Raw genomic sequence first — 18,344 nt, 5'->3', positions numbered from 1 at the left:
TCCACTATGAGCTGCATAGAGGACCAGGCTAACGGATGCAGCCCTCAGCTCTTAAGCTGCGAGAATCTAGACCCGGCTCAACCGCTCAACTGCCTGCTGCTCATCCGCTACGAAAAATACATCCTTCCCTTTGTTGCATTCATAGATGAAATCACGCAGGCTGCGGCTGGTATAGCTGCTGAAATCACCCACCACGGCTGCCTTCACCTGATAGTTTATGAACTTCTGCAGAATCTCACCGGCCAGCCGAGTCTTGAGGTCGAAGAACTCCTCGCTCAGCAGCGCCTTATGGATCACAATCCGGTCACAGTCGGTCTCATAGCGTACCGTTGCCATAAGATCCAGCGCACTCTGGACATCACTTACCACGGCTTCGTTGCCGCTCACTACAGCGATGATCGTGCCGCCAGCTTCTATAGTTGTTATGTTCATTGTTATAACCTCCTGATCAAATATGTTAAAATATGCGGATAGCTTATCTTAGCAGCAATTGAAATGTACAGCAAAGGATGGATCATGATGGAGCTCACGATGAATTGGATTACACTCAGGGTACGCAATCTGGAGGCTTCCCTTGATTTCTATCACCGGATTCTAGGGCTTCCTGTGGAGCGCAGATTTGAGAGCAGAGGGAAGCAGATCGTCATGCTGGGGATAGAGGGGCAGCCGAAGCTTGAGCTGATAGAGGGTAATGACCCGCCGGTGAAGCCGGAGTGCGGAGTGTCTGTAGGCTTCGAGGTCGCATCGCTCGACAAGGCTATGGCCGAACTTGCTAAGGAAGGAATCCCGGTAGCCCGCGGCCCCATCGCGCCGAATCCCAGCCTGCGCTTCTTCTATATTCTGGACCCAGACGGGTTCGAGGTGCAGCTTGCGGAGCATATGTAACGGCGTTCGGATGGGCTTGCTATCCACGGACTAGCACTAGTAGTGTACCTGATTTGCTGATTTAACCTGCGATTGGGCCTAATGAGATGCATTAGTGCTCCTCATTTGACCCACGCGCCTGCATGCCAGCACAATGTATGCTGTTTCCCGCATACATTTGGCCTATATACCGCTGTACCAGCCGTTTGTACTCGGTTTTTCGCATACATTCAGCCTTTTACCGATGAAATTAGATACACTCCTGCTCTCCCGGCGACCCTTCAGTCCCATTAAGCAACCAAGTCACTCTACGAATCATTCAAAGAGCTCTTTTCCACAAATGTAGACTGACCTTGTCCACAACAGGAGGAATTATAATTTCCTGCACAGCAAAAAAACGGCATTTCTGCCGTTTTTTAAGGTATGGACTCTCAGGGGCTCGAACCCTGGACAAATAGATTAAGAGTCTACTGCTCTACCAACTGAGCTAAGAGTCCGTATGGTGTCTATGTATGATTCTTCTAGACGATGATCTCTAAGCTGACTGCGTCCGCTCAAAAGTACTTTCATAGTATACTTTTTTGAACGGGCGCTGTCAACTGTTTTATTAAAAGTTTCTCACCCCCGGCTATGAACAGCTGTCTACACGCGATTCTTCCGCATCATCATCACCACATACACGGGGAGTCCGGCAAGCGTGATGCCAATCCCAATAAGCGAGCGCAGCGGATCACTGATGATCGTGCTGGCCAGAATATAGAGCCCCCCTGCTACGCCAAGGATCGGGGTGAACGGATAGAGCGGCACGCGATAGCGGCCTTGTACGGGCGGCAACTTCCTGCGCAGGAGGAACACGCCGAACACGCCCATGGTGAAGAAGATCCAGAGCACGAACACCAGCAGATCCGTCAGCGTATTGAAGGTCCCGGAGAAGATATAGATCACGGCCAGTATACTCTGAAAAACAAGCGCATTCGCCGGTGTCTGGAACTTCGGATGAATGCTGCTCAGCACCCGTGAGAACGGAAGCTGTCCCCGCTCCCCCATCACATGCGGCACCCGTGCTGCGGTCATGAGATAACCGTTCAGCGCACCCAGCACAGAGACAATAATGCCTGCCGTAATAAAGGCTCCGCCGCCGCTACCGAACAGCGCCTCTGCTGCATCGGCACCCGGAGTCGGGGACGACACAATCTGGTCATAGGGCAGCGCCTGGAACACCGCAATATTGAACAACACATATACGGCAATGACAAAAATAACACCGATCGAAATGACCTTCGGCAGCGTCCTGGCCGGGTCTTTGATCTCTCCCGCCATATTGGTTACGCTGATCCAGCCGTCATAAGCCCAGAGTGTGCCGAGCACTGCAGCCCCGAAGCCTGCACCCGCAGCCGCTGTACCGATGCCGCCGAAGCCTGGAGCCAGATCCGAGAACAGTCCGACGCCCACAATGCCCACCACCGGAATCAGCTTCCCAACCGTAGCCACCGTCTGAATGATCCCGCCGAACTTCGTCGCTATAACATTCATCAGCAGAATAAAGGCCAGAATGCCCACGGCAAGCAGCTTCTGCTGCCATGCATTCAGCGGCAGGAAGTAACCCGAATAGGTCGCGAAGGCAATAGCCAGCGCCGCCACAGAAGCCGGATAGGAGATCACCGCCTGCACCCAGCCAAGCAGATAGCCGAATACCCCTCCGTACAATTCACTTAAATAAGTATATAGGCCTCCCGACTTTGGAATGGCCGCAGCGATCTCCGCCACACTAAGCGCCGAAGCCAGCGTAATGATCCCTCCAACACCCCAGGCCAGAATACTCATCCATGGGCTACCCGCATTATTCAATACAATTCCGGGCTTCAAAAAAATCCCCGATCCGATAATCATCCCGACCACCAGGGCCAGGGCTTGCATGAACGTAATACTTTTGGTTAACGGCTTTGTTGTCATGATGTGATTCATTGTCCTTCCGTTCTGTGAAATATTTATCATGCTTTTATTTCTCTATTTGTCCTGTTCACCCCTCTTTTTGAGACGGAGAAATTGGTTATAAACCAAACTTCCCATTGTAACTAAAACTATATGGAAGATATACTGAAGCCTGGGCGTATTTCCCTGGGCATAGCTGGTTCGCTCAGCGCCACAACCTTCGAGGAGGCATATACCTTTATGCTGTACACTCCAGGCATTACCGACTGCTCACCGGCAGAGGTGAATTATGACGCAACAAGAATCGGGGTATTGCATACCCACTTCCAGCAACTGATCGATGACAAAAAGATTCAAGCCGCCTCATATTGTATATCCAGATACGGCAAGACGTTCATGCACGGCGCCATCGGCCCCCTCTCCTACCGCGAAGAGCGGACGGAGCCGTTGTTGCCGACTACCGTTCATAGAATTGCTTCAATCACCAAAGCCATTACCTCCGTGGCCATAGCCAAGCTTGTGGAGGATGGCGTGCTCCGGTTGGACCTTCCCGTCGGCACTTTTCTGAAACCGTTTAACGTGGAGCCCTTTGCCAAAATCGATATCTACAGCCTGCTTACCCATACCTCCGGCCTGTTTCCCGACTGCGCGGGCAGCATGATTCCCTATCACAAAAGCTATTGGCAGCTTATCGGCGAATACTTCGACAGCTACAGGCCGGAGGACGGGGAGCCGGACTGGATCACCGCCGCGCTGAGCTGCGGCGTGAATAAGAAGGTAGGCGAGGAATGGCAATACTGCTCCTTCGGCTTCTGTATTCTTGGCGAGATTATCAAGAAGGTGACTGGCGTTACCGCCGAGCAGTACATAGAGGAGAACATCCTGAAGCCGCTCGGCATGAGGGATACGATGTGGGAGCCGACGCCGGAGCTGGCGGGGCGCTTCATTATCCGCAACGAAATGCGGGAGAAGCAGTTGAATGAGCTGGCCCAAGGCATCCAGCCCGAGGTCTCTGCGGCAGAAAAGCTGTGGGAGACGGTATCCAGCACCGGCGGAGGGCTGTCCTCCACACCGGCTGACCTGATCCGCTTCGCCAACATGCTGCTGGGCATGGGCCGACTGGGCGAGACCCGCATTCTCGGCCGCAAAGCCGTCGAGAAGCTCACCACCCGTACACTCTACGGGGTTCCCGACTACTGTTGGGGCAATGATGTCAAAGACCGGAGCTACGGCATTGGACTGGATATGCGGAAGGGTCCCGCCTTCTTTTACTCCGAGGGCAGTTATTTCCATGAAGGAGCCGGAGCCTGCTGTATGGTGATGGACCCTGCCGAGCAGCTTGCTGCGGTATGGTTCGTGCCGTTCAAGGACGATAACTGGTATGCGGAGGCGCTGTTCAATGTCACCAATATTATCTGGTCAGGCGTGATCTGATGAACCGCCTTAAGCATAATTGGAGGATCTGCCGCTCCGTGGCGGCGGTAACCTATAAGGAGTGGAGTGCCTACCGCACCCACTCCCTGGTGTCCGTAATCGTCGGTCCTGTCTATTTCATGGTGCAATATTTCATCTGGACCGCAGTCTATGGAGGGCAGTCTACACTGGGCGGGCTTGATCTCCAGCAAATGATCCGCTACTTCGGGGCAACGGCGCTGATTGGCTACCTGATCATGGATTTCGCCGACTGGAATCTGTCGATGCTTGTCCGCACCGGCAAGTTTCTGACCTTCCATCTGCGTCCGGTCGATCACCGTTCCTTCGCGCTGTTCCAGAAGCTCGGACACCGCTTCCTCGGCTTCGTGTTTGAATTTCTGCCGTGCCTGCTGATTTTCATCTTTATCTTCGGCATCGATATGCGGCCGGCAAGCCTGCCGTGGACCATAGTGTCCGTGCTGCTCGCTTTTCTGATGAATTTCTATGTCAACTATACGATTGGCCTCACCTCCTTCTGGCTGGTGCAGTCAGGGGGCATACGTAGCGCGTTCATGCTGGTGTCGGGGATTTTCTCAGGTGCGCTCATTCCGCTGGATTTCTTCCCGCACTGGCTTCAGGTGACCCAGTTGTTCCTGCCATTTCAATACATTGCTTATATGCCTGCCATGGTGTTCACCGGCCATTATTCACTCGGCGGCCTGGAGTTATCCATCCCGGAGGCTGTCGGCATGCAGGGAGCGGCTGTACTGGTAATGTTCGGGTGCAATGAGCTGGTCCGCCGCCGGGCCATGAAGCAGTTTACTGCGGTCGGCGCGTGAATGAATGCCCTGAAGAAAGGAACATTCTTGACATGAAAAGGTATGTAGATGTATACAAGCAGTGCATGTACTCCGCCGTGCAGACGGCTTCGGCCTATAGAATGAACTTAATCGTCAGCAGTCTGATTACCCTCATCGGTAATATACTGTTTCCGCTGGTGACCCTGCTGATCTACCGGGCAGGCACCAGCTTCCCCGGCTGGAGCTTATACGAGGTCTTGTTGATCCAGTCCGTATTCACGATGTCCAGCGGCCTCTCCAGCCTTGTCTTCGGAGGGGTCATGTGGACCACCATGTCGCATGTCCGGGAGGGCAGCTTCGAGGTAGTGCTGCTTAAGCCGCTGAATCCGCTGTTCTACCTTGTGGCTACGACCTTCTCCACCGAAAGTGCCGGGCTGTTCCTGGGCGGAGCGGCGTTATTCGTGTTCTCCGCCTGGCATGTAGGCGCGATTCCGGCCTTAGCCTGGCTGCAATTCGCAGGCATGTTCTTCGCCGGAACGGCAGTCCTGGCCGGGTTATCACTGATGATGGCGGCGATGTCTTTCAAATGGGTCGGTAATTCGCGGATTTCCGAGCTGGCCGACAGTGTACTGAGTGTCGGCAAGTATCCGCTGCCGATCTTCCCGAAGGCGGTGCAGGCGGCAGCGACGATGATCATTCCTGTGGGCATGGTCGGCTTCCTCCCGGCCTCGGCGCTGCTTGGCCGGGTAGGAGCCAGTGATTTTGCAGCGATACTGCCCTGCTTTGTCTTTCTCTGGGCAGGCATTTGGGTCTACCGGCACATGATCAGATTATATGAGGGGGTTGGCGGCTGATGCCGGTTATAGATGTGAAGCATTTAACGAAGACATACACCACTTATAAGCGGGGCGCAGGTATGGGACAGACTTTCAGGAGCTTCTTCAAGCGTGAAGAAGTCTCGGTCCAGGCTGTGAACGATATCAGCTTTGCCATTGAGCAGGGCGAAATCTGCGGCATGCTGGGGCCTAACGGGGCCGGCAAATCGACGACGATCAAAATGCTCTGCGGCGCACTCTACCCGACAAGCGGGGAGATTTCGGTCCTCGGCTATTCCCCGGCCCGTGACCGGAAGCGGTATGTCGGCAAAATCGGAGCTGTCTTCGGCCAGAAATCCCAGCTCATTTGGGATATTCCGCCCATCGACAGCTTCAATATGAACAAGGCCATCTACGGAATCTCCACCCCGGATTTCAATCATCGGCTGGAGGAGCTCGCGGCGCTGCTGGAAATCTCCCAGGTCATTGAGAAGCCTACCCGGGTGCTGTCGCTGGGCGAACGCATGAAATGCGAATTCGTCATGGCCATGCTGCACCAGCCGGACATCCTGTTCCTGGATGAGCCGACGATCGGGCTGGATGTGATCGCCAAGGTCAAGATCCGCGAATTCATCCGCCAGATGAACAAGAAGCTGAATATGACCTGTATCCTGACTACCCATGATCTGGAGGATGTGGAGGAGCTGGCGCACCGGGTCATCGTCATTAACCATGGCGAGAAGGTGTTCGATGATTCGCTGCAGCGGCTTAAAGTCTTTCTGGGAGAGAAGAAGCAGGTCAGCTTTACCTTTGTAGAGTCTGTGCAGAACACCCCCTTCGACAACGATTACACCAAGGTGGTAGAGCGGCCGTCAGACTTCCAGGTTACGCTGGAGGTGGACACCGCCCGCATCTCGATCAGCGAGTTCATCGAGAATATCTCCCGCAAGCACGGCTTCTCGGATATTTCGGTCAAGGAGCTGCCGATTCAGCAGGTGGTCATGAATATTTATGAGAGTGCACAAGCATAAACCAACAAACAGCCTGAACCGTCACTTTACCGTGACAGCTCAGGCTGCTTTTTTCCAGGCATTTATTAGCTCTTATGGACGGAGTAACTCCCGCTTAGGCAGCTTCGTCTTACTTCCCGGCAGCCAGCTCAGACGCAAGCTTCTCCGCCCCGTCAAAGATGGAATAGCTATATCCCCAGAACTGGTTGAAGTCAATCTTATAGATCGCTTTGTTCTGGATCGCCTTCAGACTCTGCAGTGACGGATCGGCATAGAACGCTTTTATCGACTGGTCAGCATCAATACCGCCTGTGTACACCGAAATCAGCAGGACATCAGGGTTGGTCGCGATCAATTGCTCCTTGCTGATCTCACCGGTCACATCCGCGTAGCTGTTGGTCAGTCCAAGCAGTCCCAGCACATCTCCCGCAAAAGTATCCACATTCCCGCTATAGACGGCGATCGCGCCGTTGCCCCCGTCAGAGACGTAAGCAAAGGTCTTCCCTCCTGCTGCTGCCCCTTCCTTCAGCTTCGCTGCACGCTCCTTCAGCTCTGCAATATATGCAGTAGCCTTCTCCTGCACATCAAAGATCTGGCCGAGCTGTTCAATATCCTTGTACAGGCTGTCGAGCGTTGCCCCTTGCAGACTGGTGCTCTGCACGAAGGTCTTGATGCCCAGCTCATTGAGTCCGCCTACCGTCCCGACTCCCCAATCCGCATCCGCGAACAGGCCGCCGCGCCCCATCACCAGATCCGGACTTGCGCCTACAACGAGTTCTTTGCTGGCATAGTCCTGGGAAATCACAGGAATCTTCTTGAATTCCTCTTGAACCGCCGGATCGCCTGCACCGTAGAGAGCCGCAACTCCGACCATTTTGTCGGTAAGCCCCAGCTTAATCAGCAGTTCAGCCGCACCTTGGGTATTCGCTACTACCTTCTCAGGAGCCTTATCGAAGGTCTGCGATTTAGTCGTCCATTCGGTGCCTTCCCCGTTATTCGTATGGTTCTCAACAGTAAGCGGATATACCGTCTTGGCCGCCGCAGGTGCAGTCTCCGCCGGTGCGGGACTGGCCGATGCAGGTGCAGCCGTTGCCGCCGCTTCCTTCTCATTACCTGCATTGGAAGAACAAGCTGCCAGCATGACCGCCATCACCAGAACCGCCAGCAGCGGTACATATCTTTTGAATATTTTCTTCATTCTCTTAGGTCCCCTTTTCTGTATGTACGTTAGTTATCCTGCGGGTAGGGCATTAAGCCCATAGCCTTGCAGGGGATACCTCCGTAGAATATAGAAAGTTGGATCACATGTCAATGAGAATTATTATCATTGACAATCGTTCTCAATATCCTTTATATTTAAAAACATGTTACGATATTCTGCTCACAGTGTCTTCTGATGAGTCAGTCCATACTAATCTTTTAATGTAAAGGAGCCTTCCCATTGTCATGCATACTGATCTAGCCGTACCTTCACAGCCTAAGCAATCTCTCATTCATTCCCGTTACGGCTTCATGGCTGTTATAGGCGTCCTGTTCATTATCACCCTGCTGTCTGCCGGGGCTGCGGTCTCCTTCGGCCAGGTGGACATTCCTGTCTCGCAATCGTACCGGATTCTGCTGCATCACATCACAGGCATCCAGATTGGAGATATGCAGGAGCTGACGAACGGCTCGTTCGTGGATATTATCTGGAAAATCCGCTTCCCGCGTGTCCTGTTGGCGATGTTCATCGGCGCCGGACTTACGCTGTGCGGGACGATCATGCAGGCGGCGGTACAGAATCCCCTGGCTGATCCATACATACTCGGTATTTCCTCCGGCGCTTCGCTGGGCGCAACCTTCGCCATCCTGATCGGCTTCGGCTCGATGGGGCTGCTCGGCCAGTCGGGAGTCGCCTTTTGGGCTTTTGCAGGGGCGGTTGGCGCTTCTCTGCTAGTCCTCACACTTGCCAGTGCGGGCGGCAAAATGACCTCCGTCAAGCTGGTGCTGGCCGGGATGGTCATTAACGCGTTATGTACCGCTTTTGCCAACTTTATCGTCTATTTCGCAAACAATGCCGAAGGCATTAAGACAGTTACCTTCTGGACGATGGGCAGCCTGGCCGCCTCCAGCTGGGACAAGCTGCCGCTGATCTCGGTCACCGTTCTGCTCGCCGTTATCCTGTTCCTCTCGCAGTTCCGCGTGCTGAATGCTATGCTGCTTGGGGATGAGGCGGCGGTTACGCTGGGCATTCATCTGGGTGCCTACCGCAGAGTCTACATGATTCTCACGGCGCTGATTACCGGAGTTATGGTAGCAAGCTGCGGAATGATCGGCTTCGTGGGACTGATTATCCCCCATCTGGTGCGGGGACTGGTGGGCTCGGACCACCGCAGACTGCTGCCGGCGTCGATTCTGTTCGGAGCGATCTTCCTGATCTGGACGGACGTCATTGCCCGGACCATCGTCCCGAATGTGGAGCTGCCGATCGGGATCATTACCGCCCTGATTGGAGCGCCGATGTTCATGTACATGCTGATTAGAAAAGGCTACGCCTTCGGAGGGAAAAGCTGATGAATCTGAATGTTGAACGGCTAAGCGTCTCTTTCGGTGAGGCGAAGATTGTGCAGGAGGTCTCGCTGAGGGTTCAAAATAAGCAATTCGTCGGTCTGATCGGCCCGAACGGCTGCGGCAAATCGACGCTGCTCAAAAGCATCTACAAAGTCATCAAGCCCCGTCATGGAGAGGTCTTCCTCTCTGAGCTTAATGTGATCAAGGCCAGCCCAAAGCTTGTTGCCCGGAAGCTGGGCGTAGTCGGCCAGTTCAACGAGCTGAGCTTCGACTTTACCGTTCGTGAGATGGTGGCGATGGGCCGGACGCCCCACAAAGGCATGCTGGAAACGGACAGCCAGCAGGATGCCGACATTGTCTCGGCCGCACTCCGCAAGGTCAATCTGGAGGGGCACACAGGCCGCAGCTATAACTCCTTATCCGGCGGCGAGAAGCAGCGTGTCATTCTGGCGCGTGTGCTGGCCCAGCAGCCGGAATTCATGATTCTGGACGAACCGACCAACCATCTGGATATCAAATACCAGCTGCAGATTCTGAATATCGTCCGAAAGCTGGATATCGGCATTCTCGCCGCCCTCCATGATCTCACCCTGGCCGCTGAATACTGCGACTATCTGTATGTTATGAAGGAAGGCCGGGTCGCAGCCAGCGGAGTCCCTGAGGATATTCTAACGAAGGAATTAATCCGCGAGGTCTTCGATGTGGAGTGCGAGACCTACCGCAATCCGGTCACCGGAGCGCTGGGCATCGCCTATCTGGAGACAAGGTAATCCTTCGGACAAATGGAAACGGCTTTGCCGTCCTTTTAAAGGACGGTACCGTTTCAGCGAGAAGCTTCTACAGCCTGCGGCTCTGTGCCCGCAGGTTTATTCTTTTTGCAGGATGTTGAAACTATTTTCACCCCTTGACGGTCTAATGGTCAATCAAATGCTTCAAGAAGCCAATAAAGGAGTGAAAGAACTGAAAGCCCAGCCGCAAGTATACCAACCATTCGCTGAACAGCTTCAAGACTGCCGGAACAACCTGTTCCGCAAGGCCTACTGTTATGTTAAAAACGAGCATGAAGCGCTAGAAATTGTCTCGGAGGCTACCTATAAGGGGTATCTTGCGTTCGGACGGATGAAGACACCGCAGTATTTCGAGACCTGGATGACCCGGATTGTCATCAACACCGCTATTGACCATCTTAACCGAAACAAACGGGTGACTTACATGGAGGATCACCCGCAGAGCTATACCGGGGATGAGCATGCAGTTCCACTGGAAGAGAAGCTGGATCTGTACCAGGCTCTTGACAGACTACTGCCGGAAGAGAAGGCTTATATTATCCTGAAATTTTTTGAGGATCTGCGCTTCAGGGACATGGCGGACATTCTGGAGCTGCCGGAGAACACCGTCAAGACCAGGTTCTACAAGATTATCGGCAAACTGAAGGCTCACTTAAAGGATGGGGAGGTCGAGGGAATATGACAGGAAAAGACCGCTATGCACAGATCGAAATTCCCGCACAGCTTGGAGACATTCTGGAGGCAGCGCAGAGAAAGGCAGTGGCCCGGAGAAGAACAGTCCGGCTGAAACGATACAGCTCGCTGGCCGCAGCCATCATTGCCTGCCTGCTTGTCGTTAATATTCCCGATGTAGCAAACGCCCTGTCTAAGGTTCCCGTAGTCGGAAGCATCGTGAAGGTGCTGCAATTCGGGACTGGAGGCGAGCGGACCGACGGAGCCGCCGTGAGCACCGTTACTGCAGAGGATACCGTCCGCATTGTATTCGATCAGGAAGGCGATACAGCCGCAAGTGTACCTTCCTATACAGTCGACCAGAGGGAGGCTCCGGACCGTCTGATCTTCACCTTTAACGGTGTCCGCAGCTTCGATTATGATGCGCTGGAGCAGGAAATCCTGGCCTCTCCGCTGGTCAGTGATGTGTACAGAAATATCATCCTGGATGATTCCGCCATGCGGTTCGTGGTTGAACTGAAGGAAGGCACCCGCCATACCCTTACCGAGTACAGCAATCCGGGTACGCTTGAGCTGAAGCTGACAGCAGAGGGCAAGGCCCCTGCATCTAAGGAAGTCTACTATGTACGCAGTGAAGGAATGCCTCCGGGAGAATCACTGGCTATCCTGGAAGAGATCTATCTGGATGACGATGTTACCTTCCTGAAGACAGCCTCTGGTGATTTCGCTGCTGTCATCGGCGGCTTCACCACTCGTGAAGAAGCTGAGCAGAAGCTTGCTGAAATCTCTGCGCGCGAGGATTATACTGGGGATCTGCGTGTGGACAGCTGGATGAGCAATGGGCATCCGGAGGATTAACCGCATTCCCACAGGCAGGTTGTGAAGCAGCGGCCGCTTTTCATGCTTTACCCCATCCACTTTTTAAGGAGGGGCCAGGCATGAAGGCGGCCTTTTTGTGCGGCAATTGCAGCTCCAGATGAATTTCCCTCTATACACCTGATGGGCGATCGCTCATCGTTACGGACTTAAATGTAAAGTATGTGTCATTTATATGTTTTGTATAATCACATAAAATTAATTTTTATTAAATTTTTATGCATATTTATGAATTTATTTTACATATAAGTAAAATTATCATTTTGACAATTATGAATAATGTCATATATACTTACACATAAATCAAATTAAGAGGAGGTCACTTATGAATCTTATGCACAAAAGAAGTCTAAGTCTCTTTACCGCTCTGTTGGTTCTCTTCACCATGTTATCCTTCCCTTCTATCACGAAGGCCGCCGAAGTCACCACTCCCGGGAGAATCATACCGAATGTCGTAGTAGTCGGTGTCGGAGGAACCATCACCTCCACTTCTCCTTCCAGAGAGCTGTTTCAGACGTACGGAACGCCAAAGGTACCCATTAATGATATTATCCAAAGACTACAGCCCGAGCTATCCAAAATAGCCAATGTCACCAGTACAGAGCTAAGCAATATCAGCTCGGCGCAAACCACCTCCAAGGACTTATACAACCTTACCATCGCTATCGACAAGGAACTGGCCAACCCGGCTGTTCATGCTGTAGTTGTTACTACCGGCACCAACATCATGGAAGAGTTGGCTTACTGGACTGATCTCACTGTCCGCAGTCCCAAGCCTGTTATCTTCACCGGGTCCATGCGACAATCCAATACGATCTCCTTCGACGGAGAAGCTAATCTGCTGAATGCAATCCGGCTGGCTGCAAGTCAGAAAACCACTTACTATGGTACAGTTTTGATGATGAACGATGAATTCTTTGCAGCCAGGGAAGTTACCAAGACGGATGCGCTGCGCCTGGATACCTTTGACGGGGGCCGGTACGGCGCTCTGGGAACGGTAGACGAGAACCGGATTCGTGCGGTTCGTGCGCCAGCCCGCGTCAGGGATGCCGGAACAGAGAAGTGGAAAACTCCTTTTGATCTCAGTACGATCCAGCCAGAGGATTTGGCTAAGGTTGATGTTGTATACAGCTATACAGAAGCCTCCGCTGCGCCCATTACAGCCTTGGCTAATGAAGGAGTTAGAGGGATTGTAACGGCGGGCCATGGTGCCGGCGGGATCTCTACCGCGCAGCAAGCAGCCCGTACGGCGGCTATCGAGAAGGGTGTTCTATTCGTAAGCGCTACGCGAGCAGGCTCAGGGGCAGTATACGACACCGGAGCCAAAGGCATCATCGGTGCAGGCGATCTACTCCCGCAAAAGGCAAGAATCCTGCTTCAGCTGGGCCTTACCTTCTCCAAGGACCAGGAGCAGATCCGTCAGTGGTTCTCTACCATTGGAATGCCGGATTACGATATGAGCAAATAATAACCGGCAGCTCTACAACTGACATTCAACTAGAAACATTTTGAGCGAAAATACAGAGCAGCGAGCCTCCAATCACAGGAGAATCGCTGCTCTGTTTAGCTTTTACTGTTATAACATATGAGTGGATCAAGTCAGATCAGATCCGGCAAATACTCTTCCTTCATTTCTTATCTTCACACACTCATTGAACCGAACCTGCTACCTGATTCAACTGGTCTAGCAGCTCGGGCAGCAGTTCCTCGTTCATCTCCCCTCCAACAAGGGACAAGAACGTGCGCAGCGGCAGATCCCGGAGCATGGCAGCCATCATCTCAGATGAAACGGCGTCGGAGGGTGCAAATCCCGTCTGCTTGTTCCTGTTTCTCAGCTGCTCAAGAATCGGTGCGGTCTTCGGATTGCCCATCAGCTCGCCAATCGTTGTATTCCGGTGGATCGGTGCGATGAATTCTTGCGTCGATTGAACTGTAACAGAAGTCCGGCTTGCAATATCCCGGGAGGAACTTCCGATCAACAGTTCGAACTCACCCGATTCCACGTGCCAGTCGCTCAGGTCAACGTTGTAATAGGCAAAGCTGCGTTTATTTAGCGTAAACGTTACCGTCTTCGTCTCAGAGGGCGCTAATTCTACCTTCGTGAAGCCCTTCAATTCTTTCTCCGGACGAATAACGCCGGATTCCACGTCGCGGACGTACAGCTGAACCGTCTCCTTGCCGGACCGGCTGCCCGTATTCTTCACATCTACGCTGACTTGCAGCGTATCCCGGTCTGTAATCTCCTTCGAGGCCAGCTTCAGATTGCTGTATTCGAATGTTGTATAGCTCAAGCCGTAACCGAAAGGGAATAGCGGCTTGATATCCTTCGCTTCATAATACCGGTATCCGACGAACAATCCTTCCCGGTACTCAACCCGATCCCTTTCCCCTGGAAAATATGGATGTGACGGATTCTGCTTCACATGCTTAGGGAATGTCTCGGCCAGCTTTCCGCTTGGATTCGCGTCGCCGAACAGCAGGTCGGCGATAGCTCCGCCCAGCGCCTGTCCGCCCAAATATGCTTCCAGCACTGCCTTTACCCGCCCGAGCCAAGGCATAACCACCGGGGCTCCGTTGCTCAGCACCACTACGATATTCGGCTGGACGGACGCGACTTGTTCGATCAGGCGGCATTGATTCGCCGGCAAGTCCAGATGCTTCCGGTCGTAGCCCTCCGATTCATACCGGTCAGGCAAGCCGATGAACAGAACAGCGGTTTGCGCTTCGCCCGCGATTCGCTTTGCTTCGTCCAGCAACACCTCATCACTGTCATCACTATCCAGATCATAGCCTTGTGCGACAATTATCTCTGCACCTTCGCCTGCCGCTTTCCTGATCTCCTCTTGAATCGAATCAAGCCTGGTAGGATTCACGTGAGAGCTCCCGCCGCCTTGATAACGTACCCGCTCCGACAACGCGCCGATGATCGCAATCTTGCCCGTCTTCACCAGAGGCAGCAGCTGATCCTCATTCTTCAGCAGCACCATCGTTTCCCGCGCGACTTCACGCGCCAATTGGTGGTGAGCCTCTTGATCGTATGCAGCACCCGATTGCTTCTGGTCTGCAGCCTTGAAAATAACCGTCAACAGCCTTTCCACCGAACGGTTCAGGACCTCTTCACCGAGCTCCCCGCTTTCCACTGCCGCTATGATCTTCTTCTGCCCGATTCCATGGCTCGACGGCATCTCCAGCTCCATACCTGCAGCAACGCTTGCAGCAGCTTCGTTCACAGCCCCCCAATCCGACACCACGATTCCCTCATGGCCCCATTCTTCCTTCAAGATAGAAGTTAATAATGCCTCATTCTCTGAGCAATAGGTTCCGTTTACACGATTGTAAGCAGACATGACAGTCCAGGGTTGAGCTTTCTTCACAGCGATCTCGAAGCCGGGCAAATAGATTTCCCGAAGCGTCCGTTCGTCTACGATTGCATCTGCCGTCATACGGCGATGCTCTTGGTTGTTCACGGCGAAATGCTTGATCGACGAGCCGATCCCCTGACTCTGTACGCCCTCAATATGTGCAGACGCCAGTTCGCCGGTCAGATATGGATCTTCAGAGAAGTACTCGAAATTCCGGCCGCACAGCGGCGAACGCTTGATGTTCGCACCCGGGCCCAGCAGAATCGAAACCCCTTCTGCCTGAGCCTCCTTCCCCAGCGCTTCCCCGACGCTGCGAATCAAATCCCGGTTCCATGAGCTTGCTAATCCGGCCGCCGAAGGGTAGCAGGTCGCCGGCACGCTTTGGTTCAGTCCGAGATGATCTGCCGCTCCAGCCTGCTTCCGAATACCATGCGGACCGTCCGTCATCATAATTGAAGGAATGCCGAGACGCAGAACCGCCTTCGTCGTCCAGAATGTATCTCCGGAGCATAGTCCCGCCTTCTCCTCAAGCGTCAGCTGTTCCACGATTTCACGGATATTTCTCCCCATAAACTTCTCCTCATTTCTGATAAATGGTATGCTGTTCCTTAGCCCTGTGCCCTCTTAAGAACGACTTTGAGAAGATACCACACGTTCTTCTCCAGACGAACCCGCTCAATTCTTCCTTCATTCACGCCATTCACAATGGGGAGAACATACGTGTCGTCGTTCGTACCCGGCGTCATCCAGCAATTCCCCGCCTGTACAGCTTCAACTATATCTGCGGTTTCATAAGATCCCCAATCCGTCATGACATACCCGCCAAATCCGAGTTCTTCCCGGAAGATGCCTTGAATCATCTCTTCATCGGCGGCTGCAAACACGCCGTTCACTGCGTTATACCCCGTCATGATGGAATCCGGCTGATGGACTTCAAGCGCCACCTCGAAGGCTTTCAGATAGATCTCTCTCAGTGCGCGCTCCGTGATCAAGCTGTGATTGCGGTTGCGGACTGTCTCGCAGTTGTTCGCAACAACATGCTTCAAGCAGCTGGATACCCCGTGCTCTTCCAGACCTTTGCTGAAATAACCTGCCATCATGCCTGTAAGGTAAGGATCTTCGGAGAAGTACTCCGGGTGACGGCCGTTAAGCGGATTCCGGTGAATATTCATCCCTGGAGCGAGGATCATATGAATGTTATTTTCCGATGCTTCCTCGGCTATGACTCTGGCTACTTCATAGGATAATTTCGTATTCCATGAAGAGCATACGACAGTACTGGTCGGCATCCCTATATTCGGTTGTTTCAGATTAACCCCGCTGTTGCCATCGGCGACCACAAAAGGCTTCATATCATAGCGGTCCAGCAGGAATACCCTTCCGGCCTCGCCCTTCTCATGCATGCCCCAGCCGCTGGATCCGCACACAGACAATCGTGCCAGCTCTTCGTCGGAAAGCTGCTTCACAAAGCTGTCCAGCCGCTCCGGCTGCTTTATCACATCCGTAAATTTAATAATGGTGTCCGGTACTTCTGTGGCAACCGGCAACTTATCTTGATATTTCGGACGATTCGCCTTCGGTGTAAGCTCAGTAGCATCCGGCTTTAACCCGGAGAAGGCCCCTTGGGGATAGGTCGCTTCGGGATCAAGCTTGGACAGCGTCTGAATAGGAACAGGAGGGACCATTCGGTTAACGACTTTCTTCAGCGTACGATTCTCTGTGAGCTCGAATTCTCCGGCTTTTTGCACATGCATCACTGATGTACCCGCCCAGATGATATAGCGGCCTTCTTCCATCAGCCAGCAAGCCGTATCTGAGTCGAAGGAAGCATAACGTACAATAGGAATATGGCAAATAATCTCCTGCGTTTCACCAGGCTTCAAGGCTTCCGTCTTGGCAAAAGCAATCAGCTTACGGGACGGCTTCTCCAGCTTTCCGTCCGGCTCTTCTGCGTATACCTGGACGACCTCTTTCCCTGAGGTATTTCCTGTATTCTTAACCTGCACCTTCAATGTCGTTCCCTCATCGCCATGCTCCAAGCTGCTGATATTCAGGCCAAAGGTCGTATAGCTAAGCCCGAATCCGAAGGGGTAGGCTACCGCTTTCCGGAATGTCTCGAAATAACGGTATCCCACATAGATATCCTCTTCATAATAAGTGTCTACAAATTGCGGCAAGCTGCTGTTCAGAACCGGCTTCCCGTCCACAGCATCATAGAAGTTGCGGCTTGCCGGATGATCGTAATAGTCATAGCTCCATGTATCGGGCAGCTTGGCTGAAGGATTAACTCTTCCGTCAAGAATTTCAACCAAAGCCAGCCCGCCGAACATCCCGGCAAATCCGCAATTGATCAGCGTCTTGATGTTATACTTCTCCACCCAGGCCATATCCATCGGATACCCCGAGTTCACAATAGCAATCGTCTGTTCAAAGGTTCCGGAGACAGCGCTAATCATTGCCTCCTCGTCGGAAGACAAGTAATACTCGCCCGGGACGGCACTGTTGTCCAGATATTCTCCGGATCTCCTGGAGATCACGATCAGGGCAACCTTAGACTGCCGATATGCGGATTCCAAAATCCCCTTGTCTGGTAGTGTTTCTGTTCCGTTTCCATATAAGGCCTGGACTTCAGAATTCAAAGTGAACTCGCTGTGCTCCTCAATGGCCCGAATCATACTGATCAGGTATCGGGGGTTAATTTTACCCGCACCTACAGTACCCGCGCGAAAATCGAACAAGCCGGTGCCAAACACATTCAGCAGCTCACCCTTGCTTAGTGGAAGTATATTGCCTTCGTTCTTAAGCAGCACAATGCCCTCTCTGGCGGCCTCTAACGCCACACGGTCATGCTCTTCATATCCGGATACGGGTTCTTTACGGGGCAGAGTCGTAACGGTGATCTCTTGCGGCTCCATCATAACCCCTGTCATGTCTACGAATCCCTCGATTCGAACCTTATATGTCCTTCCATACTCCCGTATGATGTGACGTACAGGCAATCCAAGCACCTGTGTATTTTTTATTTGCGTGAACGTGCGCAACCAGACCCTGTCCAGCTCGATATCGTTCACCGTGACTTTCCCCTTAATAGTCTCATCCATTTTCCTGAACAGCGGAAGAACAATGCTTCCCGCAAAGCTCCGGTCGAACATGGAAATTTGTCCATCAACCTCATCTATATCAAACAAAACATCACCTTGTGTTATGGCAGCAGGAATTTCTTTCTCCATCCTAATTCTCTCCTTCACAGATTTTTGGGGTC

The 18,344-nt window shown here is 52.9% G+C and carries 15 protein-coding genes and 1 tRNA gene; 10 read left to right on the top strand and 6 right to left on the bottom strand.

The features are described from left to right. Positions 1–66: 66 nt before the first annotated feature. Positions 67–432, bottom strand: a complete 366-nt coding sequence (locus NST26_RS10060) for a DUF4180 domain-containing protein (protein WP_340954425.1) — start codon at positions 430–432, stop codon at positions 67–69. 63 nt (positions 433–495) lie between these two features. Here NST26_RS10060 and NST26_RS10055 point away from each other — a divergent pair, with 63 nt between their 5' ends. Next, complete coding sequence (locus tag NST26_RS10055; RefSeq protein ID WP_235191882.1) at positions 496–885, top strand: VOC family protein; 390 nt, start codon at positions 496–498, stop codon at positions 883–885. A 403-nt stretch (positions 886–1,288) separates the two neighbouring features. Here the strand turns inward: NST26_RS10055 and NST26_RS10050 are convergent. Beyond that, a tRNA-Lys gene (locus NST26_RS10050) sits at positions 1,289–1,361 on the bottom strand. Positions 1,362–1,506: 145 nt separating this feature from the next. Next, entirely contained in the window at positions 1,507–2,817 is a 1,311-nt protein-coding gene (locus tag NST26_RS10045; RefSeq protein WP_036725536.1) for an APC family permease, read from the bottom strand. 219 nt (positions 2,818–3,036) lie between these two features. On the opposite strand from NST26_RS10045, the gene NST26_RS10040 reads away from it, so the two are divergent. From NST26_RS10040 to NST26_RS10025, 4 genes are read left to right on the top strand one after another with little or no spacing between them, the layout of a single operon-like run. Beyond that, positions 3,037–4,230, top strand: coding sequence for a serine hydrolase domain-containing protein (locus NST26_RS10040; RefSeq protein ID WP_340954431.1), 1,194 nt, complete (start codon positions 3,037–3,039; stop codon positions 4,228–4,230). Next, positions 4,230–5,048, top strand: a complete 819-nt coding sequence (locus NST26_RS10035; RefSeq protein ID WP_340954434.1) for an ABC transporter permease — start codon at positions 4,230–4,232, stop codon at positions 5,046–5,048. Before NST26_RS10040 ends, NST26_RS10035 begins: the two co-directional genes overlap by 1 nt. A gap of 32 nt (positions 5,049–5,080) precedes the next feature. Next, the gene (locus tag NST26_RS10030) at positions 5,081–5,863 is read left to right on the top strand and encodes an ABC transporter permease (RefSeq protein ID WP_340954437.1); all 783 of its coding nucleotides are present in this window, start codon (positions 5,081–5,083) and stop codon (positions 5,861–5,863) included. Further along, positions 5,863–6,855 carry an ABC transporter ATP-binding protein gene (locus tag NST26_RS10025; protein ID WP_036725441.1) on the top strand — a complete coding sequence of 331 codons (993 nt, stop codon included), beginning with the start codon at positions 5,863–5,865 and terminating at the stop codon, positions 6,853–6,855. The genes NST26_RS10030 and NST26_RS10025 overlap by 1 nt, the downstream gene beginning before the upstream one ends. A 109-nt stretch (positions 6,856–6,964) precedes the next feature. Here the strand turns inward: NST26_RS10025 and NST26_RS10020 are convergent, their stop codons facing one another. Further along, the gene (locus NST26_RS10020; RefSeq protein WP_339313464.1) at positions 6,965–8,032 is read right to left on the bottom strand and encodes an ABC transporter substrate-binding protein; all 1,068 of its coding nucleotides are present in this window, start codon (positions 8,030–8,032) and stop codon (positions 6,965–6,967) included. Positions 8,033–8,280: 248 nt separating this feature from the next. On the opposite strand from NST26_RS10020, the gene NST26_RS10015 reads away from it, so the two are divergent. From NST26_RS10015 to NST26_RS09995, 5 genes are all read left to right on the top strand, one after another. Then, positions 8,281–9,387, top strand: a complete 1,107-nt coding sequence (locus NST26_RS10015) for a FecCD family ABC transporter permease (RefSeq protein ID WP_340954441.1) — start codon at positions 8,281–8,283, stop codon at positions 9,385–9,387. Beyond that, the gene (locus NST26_RS10010) at positions 9,387–10,154 is read left to right on the top strand and encodes an ABC transporter ATP-binding protein (RefSeq protein WP_340954443.1); all 768 of its coding nucleotides are present in this window, start codon (positions 9,387–9,389) and stop codon (positions 10,152–10,154) included. The genes NST26_RS10015 and NST26_RS10010 overlap by 1 nt, the downstream gene beginning before the upstream one ends. A 181-nt stretch (positions 10,155–10,335) precedes the next feature. After that, positions 10,336–10,854: a sigma-70 family RNA polymerase sigma factor gene (locus tag NST26_RS10005; RefSeq protein WP_076085161.1), complete on the top strand. Its 519-nt coding sequence runs from the start codon at positions 10,336–10,338 to the stop codon at positions 10,852–10,854. Then, positions 10,851–11,702, top strand: coding sequence for a hypothetical protein (locus NST26_RS10000; RefSeq protein ID WP_340979081.1), 852 nt, complete (start codon positions 10,851–10,853; stop codon positions 11,700–11,702). The genes NST26_RS10005 and NST26_RS10000 overlap by 4 nt, the downstream gene beginning before the upstream one ends. 343 nt (positions 11,703–12,045) lie before the next feature. After that, on the top strand, positions 12,046–13,188 hold the full coding sequence (locus NST26_RS09995) for an asparaginase (protein WP_036725449.1): 1,143 nt from the start codon (positions 12,046–12,048) through the stop codon (positions 13,186–13,188). Between the two features lie 181 nt (positions 13,189–13,369). Here NST26_RS09995 and NST26_RS09990 read toward each other — a convergent pair whose 3' ends face one another. Then, positions 13,370–15,652 (bottom strand): beta-glucosidase family protein, encoded by a 2,283-nt coding sequence (locus NST26_RS09990; protein ID WP_340979080.1) that lies wholly within the window; start codon positions 15,650–15,652, stop codon positions 13,370–13,372. Positions 15,653–15,690: 38 nt separating this feature from the next. Continuing rightward, positions 15,691–18,312 (bottom strand): glycoside hydrolase family 3 protein, encoded by a 2,622-nt coding sequence (locus NST26_RS09985; RefSeq protein WP_340979079.1) that lies wholly within the window; start codon positions 18,310–18,312, stop codon positions 15,691–15,693. Between the last annotated feature and the right edge of the window lie 32 nt (positions 18,313–18,344).

Origin of the sequence: Paenibacillus sp. FSL R7-0128 (genome assembly GCF_038002245.1) — a bacterium.
Taxonomy (GTDB): domain Bacteria; phylum Bacillota; class Bacilli; order Paenibacillales; family Paenibacillaceae; genus Paenibacillus_AQ; species Paenibacillus_AQ silagei.
The sequence above is the reverse complement of the archived record's forward strand: the minus strand, read 5'-3'. Positions and strand labels throughout refer to the sequence as shown.